An 18,296-nucleotide genomic window follows, 5' to 3' on the forward strand; every position below is an offset into this window, starting at 1 on the left:
TCCCCCCTCCGCCGTTCCCGGTCATTCCGGGCGGGTCATCCGCAGGACGTCGAGGGCCTCGTCGAGCTGGGCCTCGGTGAGCAGGCCGCGCTCGACGTAGCCGCGGTCGAGGACGACCTGGCGGATGGTCTTGCGTTCGGCGAGGGACTGCTTGGCGACCTTCGCCGCCTCCTCGTAGCCGAGGTAGCGGTTGAGGGGCGTGACGACGGACGGGGAGGACTCGGCGTACTCGCGGGCGCGCTCCGCGTTGGCGGTGAGGCCGGAGACGGCGCGGTCGGCGAGCAGGCGGGCGGAGGAGGCGAGCAGGCGGATCGACTCCAGCACGTTGCGGGCGATGACGGGGAGCATCACGTTGAGCTCGAAGTTGCCGCTCGCGCCGGCCACCGTGACGGTGGTGTCGTTGCCGATGACCTGCGCGGCGACCATCAGGACCACCTCGGGCAGGACCGGGTTGACCTTGCCGGGCATGATCGAGGAACCGGGCTGCAGGTCGGGGAGGTTGATCTCGGCGAGGCCGGTGCGCGGCCCCGAGCCCATCCAGCGCAGGTCGTTGGCGATCTTGGTGAAGCCGACCGCGACGGTGCGCAGCTGGCCGCTCAGCTCGACCAGGCCGTCGCGGGCGCCCTGGGCCTCGAAGTGGTCGCGGGCCTCGGTCAGCGGCAGGCCGGTGGTGCGGGCGACCTCGGCGATGACGGCGGCGGAGAAGCCGGGCGGGGTGTTGATGCCGGTGCCCACGGCCGTTCCGCCGAGCGGCAGTTCGGCGACCCGGGGGAGCGTCGCGTGCAGCCGCTCGACGCCGTACCTGACCTGGGCCGCGTAGCCGCCGAACTCCTGGCCGAGGGTGACGGGGGTGGCGTCCATCAGGTGGGTGCGGCCGGACTTGACGGTCTCCGCGTACTGCGCGGACTTGGCCTCCAGCGCGTGCGCCAGGTGCTCCAGCGCCGGGACCAGCTCGTGCAGGACGGCGCCCGCCGCCGCGACGTGGATCGAGGACGGGAAGACGTCGTTCGACGACTGCGAGGCGTTGACCTGGTCGTTCGGGTGGACCGGGCGGCCCAGGCGCTCGGCCGCCAGGGTGGCGATCACCTCGTTGGCGTTCATGTTCGAGGAGGTGCCGGAGCCGGTCTGGAACACGTCCACCGGGAACTGGTCGTCCCAGCGGCCCTCGGCGACCTCCTCGGCCGCGGAGCGGATCGCCGCGGCCGTCTCCGCGTCCAGCACGCCCAGCTCGGCGTTGACGACGGCCGCCGCCGCCTTGATCCGGGCCAGCGCCGCGATGTGGGCCCGCTCCAGGCGCTGCCCGGACACCGGGAAGTTCTCCACCGCCCGCTGGGTCTGCGCCCGCCACTTCGCCGCCGCCGGGACGCGGACCTCGCCCATCGAGTCGTGCTCGGTCCGCCACTGCCGTTCCTGCTGTCCGTCCGCCATGGTCGGTACACCTCCTGGACCGGTCAGCCTTCCACGGGCGCCCGGCATTCCCGGTGCGCCCGGGCCGTGTGTCGCGGACGGCCGCCGCCGTGGCGCCCTTGACCCGGCGGCGTACCGGCCGGTAGGGACAGCGGTGGCACACCCGCCGCCCGCCCGCACCGCAGAGGAGCCCCCACCCATGGCGACCGCCCCCGACCCGCTCGACCTGCTCGGCGTCGACGAACTGCTCACCGAGGACGAGCGGCTGGTCCGCAACAGCGTCCGCGCGTTCACCGACCGGCACGTCCGGCCGCACCTCGCCGGGTGGTACGAGGCCGGCACCTTCCCGGTCCGCGAACTCGCGCCCGAGCTCGGCAGGCTGGGCGTCCTCGGGATGCACCTGGAGGGCTACGGGTGCACCGGGTCGACGGCCACCGAGTACGGGGTGGCGTGCATGGAGCTGGAGGCCGCCGACTCGGGGCTGCGCAGCTTCGTCTCGGTGCAGGGCTCGCTGGCGATGCGCTCGATCCACGCCTTCGGCTCGGAGGAGCAGAAGCTGCGCTGGCTCCCGGAGTTGGCGGCCGGCCGGGCCGTGGGCTGCTTCGGCCTGACCGAGCCCGAGGCCGGCTCCGACCCGGCGTCGATGCGCACCCGGGCCCGGCGCGACGGCGCCGACTGGGTCCTCGACGGCGCCAAGGCGTGGATCACCAACGGCTCGGCCGCCGACGTCGCGGTGGTCTGGGCGGGCACCGAGGACGGCGTGCGCGGCTTCCTCGTCCCGCGCGGCACCCCCGGGTTCACCGCCCGCGACATCCCCGGCAAGCTCTCCCTGCGCGCCTCCGTCACCAGCGAACTCGCCTTCGAGGGCGTCAGGTTGCCCGCCGACGCGGTGCTCCCGGAGGCCCGCGGCCTGCGCGCCCCGCTGTCCTCGCTCGGCGAGGCCCGCTACGGCATCCTGTGGGGCACCGTCGGCGCCGCCCGGGACTGCTACCGGGCCGCCGTCGAATACGCCCGCGACCGCGTCCAGTTCGGCCGGCCGATCGGCGGCTTCCAGCTCACCCAGGCGAAACTCGTCGACATGGCCCTGGAGTTGGAGAAGGCCTACCTGGTCGCGGTGCGGATCGGCCGGCTCAAGGACGAGGGCCGCGCCCGGAGCGCGCACATCTCCTTCGGCAAGCTCAACAACGTCCGCACCGCGCTGGAGATCGCCCGCACCGCCCGCACCGTCCTCGGCGCCAACGGCATCACCACCGCCTACCCGGTGCTCCGGCACGCCAACAACCTCGAGTCGGTGCTCACCTACGAGGGCACCGCCGAGATCCACACCCTGGTCCTCGGCGAGGCGATCACCGGCGAGTCCGCCTACCGCTGACCGGCGTCCGCCTCGCGGGGGGTGCCGGGTCCGCCGGAGGTCGGGGCCGCGGGGGGCGGGGTCAGACTTCCGGGGGAGCCGGATCGGTACCTGGTGCGCATGGTCCCCCGGGGCCGGCGCGACCACGATGGAAGGAACGGGAACGGCGCGAAGGGGCGAGCGGACATGAACGGCGGACGGGTGGCGACGGTGGTGCTGGGTGCGGGGGCCGCCGCGATGCTGCTGGTGATGGTGGCACCCGCGGCGCTCCAGCGGGTGCAGGACCGGATGGACCACACCGCCCGCTACCCCAGCGGGGCCGCCGCCAAGGCCGACCACGACGGGCCGGCGCCGGGCTGGCTGCCCGACTCCGCCACCGGCGTCGTCCTGCTCGGCGCCGACCGGCAGGGCGACCGGCTGATCCGCGCGACCCTCCCGGACCGCGCGCTGCCCGCCGGATGCACCAGCGGCAGCCCGCTCGGCGGCGTCCACCTGAGGGCCCGCTGGTTCCCGGCCGACGCCCCGCAGCGGGCCACCGCGCACTGCGGCCTGTACGACGTCGCCCTGATCGGCGACCAGCTTTACGGCTGGCAGGACGCCGCCGTGGTGGCCGCCGGCCGCAGCGCGGCTCCAGTCGCGCGCTAAGGCCTGTCCGGCCGGTCTTGCCGGGTGCCCGACGCCGCCGTGGTGGCCGCCGGCCGCAGCGCGGCTCCAGTCGCGCCCTAGGCGGGTGTCCGACCATTCCCGTCGCGCGCGCGACGCCGGGCATCCCGCCCGGACGCACGCCCGGATCACCCGGGTGCATCCAGTACGGGGGCGGCCCGGGCGCACGCCCGGCCGGCCGGCGCCGCACGCCGATGCGACGCGGATCGTCGGACACGCCCCCGGCCGCCCGGCTTTCCCGCGGGCGGGCCGATGGGATAGGACGGTGCGCGTACCCCGCCACCCGTGAGGAGCCCCATGCCAGGCCCGACCGTCGGCCCCGACGGCGACCAGACCGCGCCCGCCGTCCCGCTCCGGCCGGAGGAGGTGCGCCCGGAGACCCCGCGGCGCGCCCCGTTCGCCACCGCCACCGTGATCACCCTGGGCAGCCTCGTCGCGCTCGGGCCGTTCACCACCGACCTGTACCTGCCCGCACTGCCCGACCTGACCGCGGACCTGCACTCCACCGCACCCGCCGCCCAGCTCACCCTGACCGGCTCGCTGCTCGGCATGGTGGTCGGCCAGCTGCTGTTCGGCCCGCTCAGCGACCGCCTGGGCCGCCGCCGCCCGATGCTGGCCGGCCTGGCCGCGTACACCGCCGCCAGCCTGCTGTGCGCCTTCGCCGGATCGATGCCGGTGCTGGTCGCCGGGCGGGTGGCGCAGGGCGCGGCCGGCTCGGCCGCGCTGGTGATCGCCCGGGCGGTGGTCCGCGACCGGCTGGAGGGGGTCGCGATGATCCGCTTCCTGGCCACCATGGGCCTGATCTCCGGCCTCGCGCCGATCGTCGCCCCGCTGGCCGGCGCCCAGCTGCTGCACGTCACCGACTGGCGCGGCACCTTCGTCACGCTCGCCCTGCTCGGCGCGGTGCTCACCGTCGCCTGCGCGTTCGGCGTCCACGAGACGCTGCCGCCCGAACGGCGGCACGGCGGCGGGCTCGGCACCACCGTCCGGGCGATCGGCGGGCTGCTGCGCGACCGGGTGTTCCTCGGCTACCTGCTGACCGGGACCTTCGCCTTCGGCGCGCTGTTCGCGTACGTCAGCGGCTCCTCGGTGGTGCTCCAGGAGGTGTACCGGATCACCCCGCAGACCTACAGCCTGGTGTTCGCCGTCAACTCGATCGCGCTGCTGGCCGTCACCCAGGTCAACGGCCGCTTCCTGGTGCAGCGCCACTCGGAGCGGACGCTGCTGCTGTGCGGCCTGTCCGCCGCCGCGACGGCCGGCGCCGCCGTGGTGCTGTGCACCACCGTGTGGGACACCGGCCTGGCCGGGGTGTGGCCCGCGCTGACGCTGCTGATGGCCTCGATGGGCGTCGTCCTGCCGAACGCCAACGGCCGGGCGCTGACCATGGCCCCGCACGCGGCCGGCTCCGCGTCCGCGCTGCTGGGCACCGGCACCTACCTGTGCGGCGCGGTGGTCGCCCCGCTCAGCAGCCTGGGCGGCGGCCCGTCCGCGACGGCGCTCGGCGCGGTCGTGCTGGGCTGCGCGCTGCTGGCGCTCGGCTCGTACCTGCCGCTGTGCCGGGAGCGCTGAGGGAGCCGCGGCGGAGGAGCGGAACGGGCCGGGCCCGGCCGGTGGCGGGTGCCACCGACCGGGCCCGGTTCACGCGTCGAGTGCGTCGAGCGCGTCGAGTGCGTCGAGCGCGTCGAGCGCGTCGAGCGGGTCGAGCGGGGGTCAGGCGATCGAGAAGTCGTCGCCGTAGACCGCGCCCTGGCCGTACCAGCCGTGCAGGTAGACCGTGACGGTGCCGTTGGCGCCGGTGGTGAACGGGACGGTCAGCTTGGTCCAGGAGGAGCCGTTCGCCCAGGAGGAGGCGGTGGCGCCGCCGCTGACACCGACGTACGAGTACGGGCCCTGGACCCAGGCGGTCAGGGTGTACGCGTGGTTCGGGGCCAGGGTGACGGTCTGCTCGCACTGGCCGGTGGCGCCCGCGGTCGGGACGGCCTTCAGGGCCTTGGAGCCGCCGTGCACCGGGCTGGTGACGACCGCGCCGCCGCTCTGGCAGGTCCACGGGGCGAGGTTGCCGCTCTCCAGGTCACCGTTGCCGAGGCCGGCCGGCGGGGTGGTGCCGTTGACGGTCAGCGCGTAGGTGGCGGTGTGGGTCTTGCCCGCGCCGGTGCCGGTGACGGTCAGGGTGTAGGTGCCCGGGGCCGCCGAGGCGGTGGTGGAGACGTTCAGGGTGGCCGAGCCGCCCGCGGTGACGCTGGAGGCGCTCAGCGCGGCGGTGACGCCCGCCGGGGCGCCGGAGACGGTCAGGTTGACGGTCGCGGCGGTACCGGAGGTGACCGCGGTGTTCACGGTGCTGGAGACGGCGGAGCCGGCCTGGACCGAGCCCGCGGCGGGCGACAGGGCGACCGAGAAGTCGGAGGCGGTGGTGCCGCCGGTGACGGTCAGGGTGTACGTCGCCGAGTGGGTGCCGCTCGCGCCGGTGCCGGTCACGGTCAGCGGGTAGCTGCCGTTGGCGACGCCCGAGGTGGTGGAGACGTTCAGGGTGGCCGAGCCGCCCGCGGTGACGGTGGAGGAGCTCAGCGCGGCGGTGACGCCCGCCGGGGCGCCGGTCACCGACAGGTTGACGCTCTGGGCCGAGCCGGAGGTGACCGCGGTGTTGACCGTCGCCGAGGTGGACGCGCCGGCCGCGACCGAGCCGGAGGCCGGGCTCAGCGACACCGAGAAGTCGTTCGCCGGCACCGAGGAGCTGGTGAACTTCGAGAAGATGTGGCTGAAGTCCCAGGTGCCCTGCGCGATGCCGGAGCACTCGTCGTGGCCGGCCTGGCCCGGGCAGCCGCCGTTGTCACGCTGCAGCGCCCAGAAGGACAGCGTGTTGATGCCCTTGGAGACGGCCCAGTTGTAGACCGTGGTGGCGTTGGCGACGGTGAAGGTCTCGGCGGCACCGAAGTCGTCGATGCCGACCATCTCGGTGATGCCGATCATGTTCCACAGCTGGGCGGAGGTCTTCGTCGGGTACAGGCTCGCCAACTGGTTGTACAGGCCCTGCGCGGAGGTCTGGGTGTCCGCGGCCATGTCGTGCGACTGGTTGTCGTAGTAGTCGAACGTCATCATGTTGACGACGTCGATCCGCGCGTTGTTGGTGACCGCGTTCTTCAGCACCTTGAGGCCGCTGGAGGCCAGGCCGCTGGTGGTGGTCGGCAGGGTGTAGCTGAACTGGATGCTGCGGCCGTTGGCCGCCGCCCAGTCCTCGACGATCTTGATCGCCTTGTTGCGGCGGTCGATGCCGGCCGTGTTGGTCAGCGAGTTGTCCTCGATGTCCAGGTCGATCCGGGAGATGTCGTAGGTGGTGATCAGGTTCTCGAACTGCGCGGCGATCTGGTTGACGTCCGTGCAGGAGTCGGCGAGCTCGGTGCCCGTGTTGTCCGCGGTGTAGCCGCCGAAGGACGGGATCACGTCGCCGCCGTTGGCGCGGATGGTGGCGATGTCGGCGCCGAAGACGGAGTTGGACACCGGCATCGAGGTGTCGCCGTTCCACAGCGCGGTGCAGGAGCCCTTGGTGGCGGCCTGCAGGAACGCCATGGTGAGGTGCTTGGCACCGGACTGGGCGGCCAGGGTGGCCGGGCTCTCGCCGGTCCACGCCTCGAAGTACGGGGCGAAGACGTGCTGCGGCAGCGGGGTGGCGGCCTGCGCGGGGGCGGAGATCAGCCCCAGCGAGGCGGCCGCCATCGCGCCCGTGGCGAGCAGCGCTTGGAGTGGTCGGTGAAGGCGCATCGAGTCTCCATCAGGCATGGAAGGGTGGCCCGCGTGCCGGTGCTCGGGCACGGGGCGGGGGTCGGCCTGGTACAGGGAGTGCCGGGGTGGTGCGGGGCAGGACGATCGCCCCGGCCGGTGGTCACACCCCCACGATGCGTTCCGGTCGGGAAGTACAGCGGACTCATGGTTGGTCTGGACCACTGCGTCTGTCAAGACTCTTTACAGTTCCCCGGCAAGGCCCTCCGAGAGCTTTGCCAACCCTTGGGGATAAGGCCCTTGACGTGCCGTCGGCCCCGCCCCCGACTGCTCGGGGCGGGGCCGACGGACGGCGCGCGGCGGCGGGGATCAGCCCAGGTTCGCGCTCTTCAGCCAGCTCTTGGCGACCGCCGACGGGTCCTCCTTGTCGATCGCGACCCGCTTCATCAACGCGGTCAGCCCGGCCGTGTCCAGCTTCGCCGAGACCGCGTTCAGCGCGGCCGTCCCGGCCTCGCCCAGACCGGCGGTGTTCACCAGCGGGGTGACGTTCTGGGCGCTGAAGACGTTCTTCGGGTCGTCCAGCGAGACCAGCTTCAGCTGGACGATCTTCGGGTCGGTGGTGAACACGTTGCCGAGCTGGATGCCGCCGTCCTTCAGCGCGTTGGCGGTGGTGTCGCCGGTCGGCTTCCACTCCTTGAAGGTCAGCCCGTAGACGTCCTTGAACTGCTGCTCGCGCCGGGACTTGAACTCCGGCGGGCCGCCGACCACCAGGTCCTGCGCCTTGCCCGCCAGGTCGGCTATCGACTTCACGCCCAGCTTGTCGGCGGTCTCCTGGGTGACCGTCAGCGAGTCCTTGTCCTCCGCCGCCGCCGAGTCCAGGATCGCCAGCCCGGCCGGCAGCTTCGCCTTCAGCTCGGCGTTCACCGCGTCCTTGCCGGTGGCCGTGGACTTGGCGTCCAGGTAGCCCAGCAGCGCGCCGTTGTACTCCGGCAGCACCGTCAGCGCGCCGGACTGCAACTGCCCGTACAGCACCTCGCGGCTGCCGATGTTGAACTTCTCCTCCACCTTCACGCCCTTGGCCTGCAGGGCCTGCGAGTAGATCGAGGCCAGCAGCACGTTCTCCGGGAAGTTCGCCGAACCGACCACCACCGTGCCCCCGGCCGCGCCGCCCGCCGGGCTGGAGGGGCCGCCGGAGGTCGCCGGGGCGGAGGACTTCGCGGCCAGCGGGTCGCCGCCGCCGGAGGAGGAGCAGGCCGCCGCACCCGCCAGCAGGGCGACGGCGAGGGCGATGCGGACCGGACGGGTCGTCATGTGGATTCCTTCACGAGTGCGGGGGAGCCCGCGGGATCGTCTACGGGTACGGGTACGGGTACGGGTTCTGCGGTGGTGCGGCCGGTGCGCGTGCCGGGCGGCGCGGCGAACCGGATGAACAGGGCGAACAGCAGTTGGACGGCCACCGCCAGCAGCACCACCAGCAGGGCGCCGCCGACCGTGGTCGGGTAGTTCCGGGTGGCCAGCCCGTCGATCACGTACCGGCCCAGGCCGCCGAGGCCGACGTACGCGGCCACCGTGGCGGTCGCGATCACCTGCACCGACGCCGTCCGCAGGCCCGCCAGCAGGGTCGGCGCGGCGGCCGGCACGCACACCCGCAGCAGCGTCTGCGGGTGCGTCAGGCCGATGCCGCGGGCCGCGTCCCGGACGTCCGGGTCGGTGCCGCGCACCCCCTCGGCGGCGGCCACCAGGATCGGCGGCGCGGCCAGCGCCGTCAGCGGCAGCAGCACCGCGGTGTCGCCGACGCCCGCCAGCAGCACGGCCAGCGTCACCAGGCCCAGCGTCGGCAGCGCCCGGGCGACGCCGGCCAGCGCCGTCACCAGGAACAGGCCGCGCCCCGAGTAGCCGATCAGCAGCCCCAGCGGCAGCGCCACCAGCGCGGACAGGCCCAGCGCCTCGGCGGAGAACGCCAGGTGCTCCAGCAGCCGGTGGACCAGCGAGTCCGGCCCGGAGCGGTGCGCCGGATCGGCGAGGAAGTCGTGCAGCCAGCCCAGCCAGTTCACCGCGCCACCCCCCGCTCCCACGGCGCCAGCACCCGGCGGGCCGCCACCAGCAGCAGGTCGGTGGCCAGCGCCAGCAGCGCCACCAGGGCGATCCCGGCCAGGATCGGGGTGGGGAAGGTCCGCTGGAAGCCGTCGACGAACAGGTAGCCCAGCCCGCCGCGGCCGACCAGCGCCCCCACCGCCGCCAGCGAGATCGAGGACACCGCGGCGACCCGCAGGCCCCCGATCAGGTACGGCACGGACGCCGGGAGCTCGACCGCCGCCAGCCGCCGCCACGGGCCGTAGCCCATCGCGGTGGCCGCCTGCCGCACCGGCTCCGGCACGGCCCGCAGCCCGTCCACCGCGGTCGGCAGCAGCACCGCCAGCGCGTAGCAGGTCAGCGGCACCATCACCGTCTCGCGGGTGGCCAGCCCGGTGTACGGGATCAGCACCACGAACACCGCCAGCGAGGGCAGCGCGTACACCACGTTGAACACCGCCGCGAGCGGCTGGTACAGCCGGGGGAAGCGCGCGCAGGCCAGGCCCAGCGGCACCGCCAGCAGCAGCGCGATCAGCACCGGGACGAGCGCGATCACCGCGTGGTCGGCCGTCAGGTCGGTCAGGTAGCCCAGGTGGTCGCCCAGCCAGCGCCAGCGGACCAGCGGTTCACCGTCCAGCATGCGGCACCTGCTCGGGCGTCGGGTCGCCGGCGGCGAGCGCCTCGACCACGGCCGCGCGGCTCGCGGTGCCGACCGCCCGGCCCTCGGCGTCCACCGCGACGGCGTGGCCGGACGGGGCGAGCAGCGCGGCGTCCAGCGCGGAGCGCAGCGAGTCCCGCCCCGGGGCGAACACCGGAGCCGGGTGGTGCTCGGCGCCGCGCCGCCAGTGCTCCGGCCGGCCGTCCCGGTCGAGCACCAGCTCCCAGCTCTCGTACGCGGAGCGCAGGGCGGTGAGGGGGACGGAGCCGGCCGGGCGCAGGCCGAGCCCGCGCAGGCCCCGGTCGCGGCCCAGGAAGGCGGCCACGCCGGCGTCCGCCGGGGCGGTCAGCAGCGTGTGCGGGTCCGCGAGCTGGGCGATCTCGCCGTGCTCGCGCAGCACCACCACCCGGTCGCCGAGCCGGACCGCCTCCTCGATGTCGTGCGTCACGAACAGCACCGTCTTGCCCAACTCGGCCTGTAGGCGCAGCAGTTCGTCCTGGAGCCCGGCGCGCACCAGCGGGTCGACCGCGCTGAACGGCTCGTCCATCAGCAGCACCGGCGGGTCGGCGGCCAGCGCCCGCGCCACGCCGACCCGCTGCTGCTGGCCGCCGGAGAGCTGGGCCGGGTAGCGGCGGGCCGTCTCCGGCGGCAGGCCGACCAGCTCCAGCAGTTCGGCGGCCCGGGCCCGGGCCCGCTTGCGGTCCCAGCCGAGCAGCCGGGGCACCGTCGCCACGTTGTCGACCACCCGGCGGTGCGGGAACAGGCCCGCCTGCTGGATCACGTACCCGATGCCGCGCCGCAGCCGGGCCGCGGGCAGCGAGGCCACGTCCGTCCCCTCCAGCAGCACCCGCCCGGCGGTCGGCTCCACCATCCGGTTGACCATCCGCAGGATGGTGGTCTTGCCGCAACCCGACGGCCCCACCAGCACGGTGGTCCGGCCCGCCGGGACTTCCAGGTCCAGGCCGCGGACGGCGACCGTGCCGTCGGGGTGGCGCTTGGCGGCGCCCTCGAAACTGATCACGGAAGCGTCCTCGGAGGGTCGGCCGGAACGGCCGGGGCGGCCGGAACGGCGCTGCGGCCGGCCGCTCGGGCCGGCGCAGATATCGAACAACGGTATGAATGTGTCGCCTGTCCGGCTTCCCGCACCGATCTCACTGCAAACCTTGATCCACCGAACGGGTCGGCAGCCCGGCCGCCGCCCACGCCACGAAACCGCCGTCCAGGTCGGTCGCCCGGTGCAGCCCCAGCTCCTGCAGCGAGGCCGCCGCCAGCGAGGACGCGTACCCCTCCGAGCAGACCACGATCCAGCGCACGTCGTGGTCCACCGCCTCCGGGATCCGGTGGCTGCCGGTCGGGTCCAACCGCCACTCCAGCACGTTCCGCTCGATCACCAGCGCCCCCGGGATCTCCCCCTCCCGGGCCCGCTGCGCCGCCGGGCGGATGTCCACCAGCCGCGCGCCGTCCGTGAGTTCGGCCCAGGCCCGGGCCGGGTCCGGCCGGTCCAGGCCGGTCCGGGCCTTCGCCAGCAACTGGTCCACCGTCGTCACCACTGCTCCGCTCCTTCCGTGGAGGTCTTCACCAGGCCGTCGACCCGCAGTTCGTAGTGCGACATCTCGCTCAGCGGCGGCGAGTACGCGTGCAGCGTCACCGCCGGGCCCTGCGCCGTGTTGCGCACGTCGTGGGTGTACTGCGGGCCGAACGCCCGCTCGCTGCCCGACGGCAGCCGGCGCACCGTCAACCCGTGCTCCGGCCCGGCCAGCGCCAGCTCCTCCAGCTCGCCCAGCGCCACCGTGAACGCGCCGCGCGAACCGCCGTGGTCGTGGAAGCCGGTGGACTGCCCCGGCAGCCAGCTGATCAGCCACACCTCGTAGTCCTCCGCCAGCTCCAGGCGCTCGTACCAGCGGTCCTCCGCGGACAGCCGGACCCGGTGCAGCCAGCGCTCGGGCCGCTCGGCCAGGTCGCGGACGATCCGGCGCAGCGCGTTCGGGGACAGCGGGGGGCGGGCGGCCGGGGCGGTGGCGGTCGCGGTGGCGGTCTTGGCGGTGGTGGAGGTGGCGGGGACGGAGGTGGCGGTGGCGGGGGTGGCGGCGAGGTCGATGCTCATGGGGTCCTCCGGGGTGCGCCGGGGCGGCGGCCTTCGCCGGTGGCGCGTGCGGGGAGCACGGACCGGGCGGGCGGCGCGCGGACGGCAGGGGGAAAAGGGCGGGTGACGGGCGGGCGAGGCGTACGCGGCCCTGGTCGACTCACAGGGGGCGCGCGGAGGTCACGCGGAGAGCGTCAACAGCAGGCACACATGTCGCTCGCCTGGCGTCGCAGATCGACGTGCAGGCGGCAGACCAGGAAGGTGCCGGAGTTCATGCCGCCGATGGTTCACGACCCGGCGGCAGCCCGTCAAGTTCCGCCACGCCGCGGATCGCATCGTGGACGCCGCCGTCTCGGTGCGCGGACAGGCCGGCGGCCCGCACTTCGGACAGGCCGGCGGCCCGCGCTCCGGGGAGAGCGCGGGCCGCCGGGGTTCCGGGGGTGGTGCCGTTCCTTCAGTTGTCCTGGCCGGCGTTCTCCTCGGCCTGGGCGGCGGCGCTGTCCGCGGCGTCCACCTTCTGCTGCATCTGCCGGACCTGCGCGTCGTCCGGACCGCTGCCCCCGGACGTGCCGGAGGAGGTCGGGCCGCAGGCCGTCAGCACGGCCGCGCAGGCCAGCGCCAGGGCCGCCAGGGCCGCGCGCGCGGCCGGGCGACGGGTCACTTCCCGGCCGCCGGGGCGTTCTTCGCGCACCACTCGGCCACCGCCGTCAGGTCCGTCTTGCGGGTCTGCAGCGTCGGCAGCAGGCTGCGCCGGAAGGTCAGCCGGTCGTTCAGGTACTTCTCGATCTCGGCGTGGCCCTCCTTGTGGGCGTTGTCCACCCGCTGCTGCAGCCGGGCCACCGAACCGGTCACGGTGGCGTCGCCGTTCAGCCGCTCCAGCGCCTTGTCGATCCGGTCCTGGGTCTTCGGCAGCCGCTTGCAGACCGCCTTCGCCCCGTCCCCCTTCGGCGCCCCGCCCGCCGCCTGCGCGGGCCCCGCAGCCAGGAACGCGCCCGCCAACGCCAGCACTCCGACGGCCGCCGCCGCCCGGTTGATGCGCATGGGTATCCCCTTCCACTCCGAATCCCGGCCGGTTCCCCCGGCCGAGCCCGACGGTAGGGAGCCTTCTTGTGGAAACCCTGTGGAACCCGCCGCGACGGCGGGCGGCGGGGCCGCGGAGGCGGTGGAGTGCCGGTGCGGGCTCCGGAGAGCGGCCGGACGTCCATGGCGCGGCTGTGCGGTTACGAGCGGGCGCGGTGCCACTCCAGTGCCTCGGTGATCAGTTCGCGGCTGCGGGCCCACCCCGGAGCACGGAGGACCACATCGTCGATGATGTCCGTGTAGTCGAAGTAGTCGAGGTAGCAGGAGTCCTGCTCCTCGCCGGGTACCGGTCCGCGTTCGAACGACGTGTGTTTACCCGCTTCGACGTAGATGACGTCGGGGACGGCGACCGGCCCCTGCTCGAAGCTGAAGCGGGTCAGGGAGTTCACCGAGAGCGCGAGCGGCCTCTCGGTCTCCATCACCCTGATGCCCACCGGTGACTTCTCGTTCTCCACGTGCTGCAACAGGAGCGACAGTTGCTCGACCATCATCTCGGGGGCGCCGAAGTTGGCGTAGAGGGCGCTGCTCCGGACGAAGAAGACGGACCTCTGCTTTCCGGCCTTGAACCGATCGGCGCGCATCCTCCGTACCTCGATGGTCCGGTCGGCCAGGTGCTGTTGGCTGGCCGGCAAGGTCCGGCGGGTGATCACCTCGCGATAGCGCCGGCTCTGGAGCACCTCCGGAATGACGGTGGTGTCGATGACGAATTGCTGCTGGGCGCGTTCCTCGAGACTGGTGAGGCGTCTGATCGTGGCAGGAGCAGCCGCGCCCAGTTCGCGACTGGACAGCGAGTCGGCCCACCCCTTCACCGAGGCATCGTGCGCGAGTTGGAGGAACTGTCGGCGTTGTGGCCCGGACCGTACCCCCAGGGCGTCCAGCAGGACGCCGACCACCGCCGGGTTGTCGATCCGCTGCTCGCCGCTCTCGATCCGACTGTAGAGCGACAGGGACATCCGGGGCCTGGCCTTGGTCAAGATTCCCGCCAGTGTCGAGGCACCGCGTGCGGACCTCAGTTTCGCGCCCAGGAGCAGAGCGGGAACCGCCCAGGAACCCGACGGGTCCACGGGTTTCTTCGAGGAGACGGACTCCGACCGTGCCCCGCCGGATCCGGTCGACTCCCCGGTGCCGCCCGGTTTCGTACCCGTCCGGGGCTGCCCGGGGTGACTTTCGACGTTCGCGTGCTCCCGGGTGTGCGTGGTCTGCCCGCCGGGCAGGTGGTCGCCGCCGTCCTGATCGGTCAGTGGTGCGGTCGAGCCGCCGGACGGCATCCCGCAGGACCAGCACTTCTTCCGGGCCTGGAGTTGGCGCAGTGACGCGGAGGTCTCGGTCCCGCAGTACGTGCACATGCAGCGCCAGCGTGCCACGGCGTTCCCCGGGTACGGTTCGAGCGGGATGTAACCGGCCTGGTGGGCCAGATTGTCGGCTCCCGTGGTGTTCACGGGATTCGGCCCACCGCTCGGGGTTTCCCTGACCGGTGGGATCGTCGCCGGAGCCCCGCCAACGGGTACGACCATCAACCCGTGAGGGGTGTTGACCACGGCCTCATCGCGCCGGAGCTGTTTCAGCACGGTGCCGAGCAGGGATTCGAGTGCGCCGTTGGCGGAGTTCCGGTGAGTCGGGCCCTCGCCGTAGCCGGCGGCGCCCGCCGCGCGGGCCCCCCGCTCGCGCTCGCCCTGACCGCCGGTGACCAGCGAGGTGTGCGCCGCCATGACTTCCATGGCCAGACGCTGATTCCCCTTGGACGGCATGGCCCAGAGCCAGCTGACCAGATCGGTTCTCCGACTGATGCCGCAGGCCGTCAGGAAGGACAGCACGCAGTGGGGGTTCATCCGTCGGCGCCCGGTGAGCAGGGCGGCGAACGATTCCGCGGACCAACTGCGCTGCCCCAGGGCGGACAGGTGGGCGAGTTTCTGGAACGACCGCCCCGAGTACCGCTTGGCCACCCGCAACCAGGTGCGGTACTCGTCCAGATCCCACACCTTGTCCAGCGGAACCCAGGATCGTGACGGCGTCCACGAGCGAAGTGCCCTGAGCAGCAGCTCGTCCTCGCTGGACGGGCCGAGTGCCTCGATCTCGCACCGCTCCAGACGCTGGTGCCAGGACCGGACGTCGCCACCGCAGACTTCGACGATCCCCTGCAGGGTGTACCGGCTCGGCAGGTTCCGACCGCTGAACGCCCTTGACAGGGTGGGCACCGAGAGGCCGCACCGCTCGGATATCGCGGCGAGGGTCAGCCCGCTGCGCTGCTTCAAGGACTGGAGATCGCAGGCGAAGCGGCCAACCGGTGTGGTCGGGGACGGCGGCATCATGGAACGACCCACAGCGCTCACCTCCTCTCGCGCAGTGCCGGGGCCGGACCGGCCGGCCCCGGCGGGGAGGGTCAGAATCCGGCGGTGAGCGCTGCGGCCAGCAGAGCGCCGACCCAGAGGACTTCGGCTGCCCTCTCCAAGGGGAGGCCGCTGACCGACAGGACCGTCAACAGCACCTCGACGACCACGAGGATCAGCACTCTCACGCGACGCGTGGTGGCGACGGGGACGGGCAACCGAAACGGGGCCACCCGCACTGCGGGCAGGCTGATGTGCACGATTGTGCTCACTTTCGATCCGGCCGGGACTCCGGGACGCACACGTCCGAGCCCGGGCCGGTCAGTAGACCGGACAAGACCTGATGAGGATTCAGAAGCCGGTGGTAGACGGCCGATCGATCCCTCGGGGCATCACTCTTGCACAGCCATCGAGGTGCGGGGAAATCGGTTCACGCCCTGTCGAGGGGCTCGCAAAAGGGACAAATCACAGGGTTTGAACAATCGCGTTCTGCTGTGCATCGGAGCAGGTCAAGGCCGGTTTTTCTTTCAGCACGAGTACAACGGCGTACTTATGCCTCCATTGAATCCGCACCATCTGCATAGTGGAACCGTGCCGCCCCGCCGCCGTGCGGTGGCCGGCATGACGCTCGTTCTTAGACCGGACACGCGTCATCTCCCCGGAGCCGTGTGGTAGCGGTTCCGGACCTGCCGGTCGGCGGGCTCGAACCCGTCGACCGGCAATCGGTCCTCCCGCGGCCCCGTTCCCACCCTCAGCTGCTCAGCCAGTCCTGCGGGGGCGGAAGTCGGACGGTCGGGGCGTCGGGCAGCAGGAGCGGCAGGCGGACTTCGAAGCGGCCGCCCGGGGTGTCCGGGCGGTCGGTGGCGAGGGCGGTGCCCCGGTGGAGGGCGGCCTGTTGGGCGACCAGGGTCAGGCCGAGGCCGGAGCCCGGGCTGTCGGGGCGGCGGTGGAAGCGGTGGAAGACGGCGGTGCGTTCGGCGGGCGGGACGCCGGGGCCGGTGTCGTCCACGGTCAGCAGGGCGGTGCCGTCCTCGATGCGCAGGCGGACGTCCACCTCGGCGCCGCGACCGGCTCCCCGGCCGTGCACGGCGGCGTTGCCCAGCAGGTTGGCGAGCAGGATGCGCAGGCCCGCGTCCCAGCCGAACACCCGCGCCTCGGGCGGTAGTTCGGTGCGGTAGACGGCGTCCGGGTGGCGTCGGGCGGCCTCCGCGACGGCCGCGTCCACCAGCTCGGCGAGGTCGACCGGGCCGAACGCGGAGACCTCCACCAGATCGCCCCGGGCCAGCGCCGACAGCGCGCTCAGCAGGTCCAGCATCCGGGCGTGGTCCTGCTGCGACTCGGCCAGCACCTCGGCCCGCTCGTCCGCCGCAAGATCCGGGTGCGCGGCCAGCACGTCCAGGTTGGTGCGCAGGCTCATCAGCGGGGTGCGCAGCTCGTGCGAGGCCGCCGAGGAGAACGACCGCGCGGTGTCCAGGGCCTGCGCCGTACGGGCCGCCTGCTCGTCGTACCGCGACAGCAACAGGGCGATGGCGCCGGAGAGTTCGTCCACCTCGGCGGTGCCCGTCCGGGCGTGCGCGAACGCCGCGTGCCCCGTGCTCGGGTCCAGCACGGCCGCCCGGCGGCCCAGTCGGCGCAGCGGCCGGGTGGCCCGCTCGGCGAGCACGAAGGCGACCAGCCCCGAGAGCGGCGCCGCGACCAGCGCCACCAGCAGCACCCGCCGTCGCACCGCCCGCAGCTCGTCCGCCGGCTCCCCGGCCGGGGCCAGCACCCACAGCGTCCCGCTCGTGCTCCCGCCGTCCACCTGAACCGTCAACACCCGCCAGGAGGCGCCGTTCTGACGGATCGTCACCGCACCGTCGCCCGGCGTTCCCGGGAACAGCAGCGGGTCGTCCGGCTGCGGGCCCGCCGCGAGCAGCACCGTGCCGTCGGCCGCGGACAGCCGGACGCCCGCGTCCAGCGCCGCGTTCACCAGCTTGCGCTGCTGGTTCTGCTCGACCTTCGACCGGCCCCGGCTGTCCGCCGCGAGCAGCGCCCGGGCGTTCGGCAGCACGGCCGCGGCCCGGGTGTTCAACTGCGCGTCCTGGCGCCGGTGCAGGTCCGCGCCGACCAGCGGCAGCAGTAGCAGCCCGGCCGCCGCCACCAGCAGCGGCACCAGCGCCGCCGCGCCGATCGCGATCCTGGTCGACAGCTTCACCGGCCCGCCCCGCCCTCGCCCGGAGCCCGCAGCACGAACCCCACCCCGCGCACCGTGTGCACCGTCCGGGGACGGCCGCCGGCCTCCAACTTCCGCCGCAGGTACGAGACGAAGGTGTCCACGGCGTCGCTGCGCACCTCGAAGTCGTAGCCCCACACCCGGTCCAGCAGCACCTCCCGGGACAGCACGATGCCCGCGTTCCGGGCCAGTTGGGCGAGCAGCTCGAACTCGCGCCTGGTCAGCCGGAGTTCGTCCTCCTCCCAGAACGCCTGCCGGGTCTCCGGGTGCACCCGCAGCGGACCGACCCGGATCAGGTCCGAGGGCTGCGGCGGGCGGCGGCGCAACAGCGCGTGCAGCCGCAGCACCAGCTCCTCCAAGGCGAACGGCTTCACCAGGTAGTCGTCCGCGCCCGCCTGTAGCCCGGCGACCCGGTCCGCGAGCTCGTCCAGCGCGGAGAGCATCAGCACCGGGGTGTCGTCCGCCCGGGCCCGCAGCGTCCGGCACACCTCCGTCCCCGACACCCCCGGCATCCCGACGTCCAGCACCAGGACGTCCGGCGGTTCCACCCCGACCGCGGCCAGCGCCTGCGCCCCGTCCGCGGCCACCGAGACCCGGAACCCGCTCAGCCGCAGCCCGCGCTCCAGACTCCGCCGGATCGCCGCGTCGTCGTCCACCACCAGCACCCGCCCGGCCGACCCGCTCACCCGCCACACCTCCGCCCGACCCGCCCCTTGCGGGGGCACGAC

The 18,296-nt window shown here is 73.7% G+C and carries 17 protein-coding genes; 3 read left to right on the forward strand and 14 right to left on the reverse strand.

Translation table 11 applies throughout. From position 1 onward, the window contains the following. Window positions 1-21 precede the first annotated feature (21 nt). Window positions 22-1,428 (reverse strand): aspartate ammonia-lyase, encoded by a 1,407-nt coding sequence (locus HUT16_RS29270; protein ID WP_176191047.1) that lies wholly within the window; start codon window positions 1,426-1,428, stop codon window positions 22-24. 178 nt (window positions 1,429-1,606) lie between these two features. Between HUT16_RS29270 and HUT16_RS29275 the strand changes: the two genes are divergently transcribed. The 3 genes from HUT16_RS29275 (at window position 1,607) to HUT16_RS29285 (ending at window position 4,990) form a co-directional block, all read left to right on the forward strand. Further along, window positions 1,607-2,779 carry an acyl-CoA dehydrogenase family protein gene (locus HUT16_RS29275; protein WP_176191048.1) on the forward strand — a complete coding sequence of 391 codons (1,173 nt, stop codon included), beginning with the start codon at window positions 1,607-1,609 and terminating at the stop codon, window positions 2,777-2,779. Between the two features lie 165 nt (window positions 2,780-2,944). Then, complete coding sequence (locus HUT16_RS29280; protein ID WP_176191049.1) at window positions 2,945-3,403, forward strand: hypothetical protein; 459 nt, start codon at window positions 2,945-2,947, stop codon at window positions 3,401-3,403. Window positions 3,404-3,718: 315 nt separating this feature from the next. After that, window positions 3,719-4,990 (forward strand): multidrug effflux MFS transporter, encoded by a 1,272-nt coding sequence (locus tag HUT16_RS29285; RefSeq protein WP_176191050.1) that lies wholly within the window; start codon window positions 3,719-3,721, stop codon window positions 4,988-4,990. A 141-nt stretch (window positions 4,991-5,131) separates the two neighbouring features. Here HUT16_RS29285 and HUT16_RS29290 read toward each other — a convergent pair whose 3' ends face one another. From HUT16_RS29290 to HUT16_RS29345, 13 genes are all read right to left on the reverse strand, one after another. After that, entirely contained in the window at window positions 5,132-7,177 is a 2,046-nt protein-coding gene (locus HUT16_RS29290) for a glycosyl hydrolase family 18 protein (protein ID WP_176191051.1), read from the reverse strand. Between the two features lie 327 nt (window positions 7,178-7,504). After that, a complete protein-coding gene (locus tag HUT16_RS29295; protein ID WP_176191052.1) occupies window positions 7,505-8,446 on the reverse strand; it encodes an ABC transporter substrate-binding protein in 942 nt (313 codons plus the stop codon). After that, window positions 8,443-9,189, reverse strand: coding sequence for an ABC transporter permease (locus HUT16_RS29300; protein ID WP_176191053.1), 747 nt, complete (start codon window positions 9,187-9,189; stop codon window positions 8,443-8,445). The genes HUT16_RS29295 and HUT16_RS29300 overlap by 4 nt, the downstream gene beginning before the upstream one ends. Beyond that, the gene (locus HUT16_RS29305; protein WP_176191054.1) at window positions 9,186-9,848 is read right to left on the reverse strand and encodes an ABC transporter permease; all 663 of its coding nucleotides are present in this window, start codon (window positions 9,846-9,848) and stop codon (window positions 9,186-9,188) included. The genes HUT16_RS29300 and HUT16_RS29305 overlap by 4 nt, the downstream gene beginning before the upstream one ends. Next, a complete protein-coding gene (locus HUT16_RS29310) occupies window positions 9,835-10,887 on the reverse strand; it encodes an ABC transporter ATP-binding protein (protein WP_176191055.1) in 1,053 nt (350 codons plus the stop codon). Before HUT16_RS29310 ends, HUT16_RS29305 begins: the two co-directional genes overlap by 14 nt. A 130-nt stretch (window positions 10,888-11,017) precedes the next feature. Next, a complete protein-coding gene (locus HUT16_RS29315; RefSeq protein WP_176191056.1) occupies window positions 11,018-11,416 on the reverse strand; it encodes a rhodanese-like domain-containing protein in 399 nt (132 codons plus the stop codon). After that, window positions 11,410-11,970 carry a cysteine dioxygenase family protein gene (locus HUT16_RS29320; protein WP_176191057.1) on the reverse strand — a complete coding sequence of 187 codons (561 nt, stop codon included), beginning with the start codon at window positions 11,968-11,970 and terminating at the stop codon, window positions 11,410-11,412. Before HUT16_RS29320 ends, HUT16_RS29315 begins: the two co-directional genes overlap by 7 nt. 433 nt (window positions 11,971-12,403) lie before the next feature. Further along, a complete protein-coding gene (locus HUT16_RS29325) occupies window positions 12,404-12,610 on the reverse strand; it encodes a hypothetical protein (protein WP_176191058.1) in 207 nt (68 codons plus the stop codon). Next, window positions 12,607-12,990 carry a hypothetical protein gene (locus HUT16_RS29330; protein WP_176191059.1) on the reverse strand — a complete coding sequence of 128 codons (384 nt, stop codon included), beginning with the start codon at window positions 12,988-12,990 and terminating at the stop codon, window positions 12,607-12,609. The genes HUT16_RS29325 and HUT16_RS29330 overlap by 4 nt, the downstream gene beginning before the upstream one ends. Window positions 12,991-13,169: 179 nt before the next feature. After that, on the reverse strand, window positions 13,170-15,350 hold the full coding sequence (locus HUT16_RS29335) for a Scr1 family TA system antitoxin-like transcriptional regulator (protein ID WP_176191060.1): 2,181 nt from the start codon (window positions 15,348-15,350) through the stop codon (window positions 13,170-13,172). A gap of 59 nt (window positions 15,351-15,409) precedes the next feature. After that, entirely contained in the window at window positions 15,410-15,544 is a 135-nt protein-coding gene (locus tag HUT16_RS39410; protein ID WP_303392110.1) for a hypothetical protein, read from the reverse strand. Between the two features lie 563 nt (window positions 15,545-16,107). Next, window positions 16,108-17,550, reverse strand: coding sequence for a sensor histidine kinase KdpD (locus HUT16_RS29340; protein ID WP_176191061.1), 1,443 nt, complete (start codon window positions 17,548-17,550; stop codon window positions 16,108-16,110). After that, the gene (locus HUT16_RS29345; RefSeq protein WP_176191062.1) at window positions 17,547-18,254 is read right to left on the reverse strand and encodes a response regulator transcription factor; all 708 of its coding nucleotides are present in this window, start codon (window positions 18,252-18,254) and stop codon (window positions 17,547-17,549) included. The genes HUT16_RS29340 and HUT16_RS29345 overlap by 4 nt, the downstream gene beginning before the upstream one ends. Window positions 18,255-18,296 lie beyond the last annotated feature (42 nt).

The sequence above is a fragment of the Kitasatospora sp. NA04385 genome, from assembly GCF_013364235.1.
In the GTDB taxonomy this organism is placed as follows: Bacteria; Actinomycetota; Actinomycetes; order Streptomycetales; family Streptomycetaceae; genus Kitasatospora.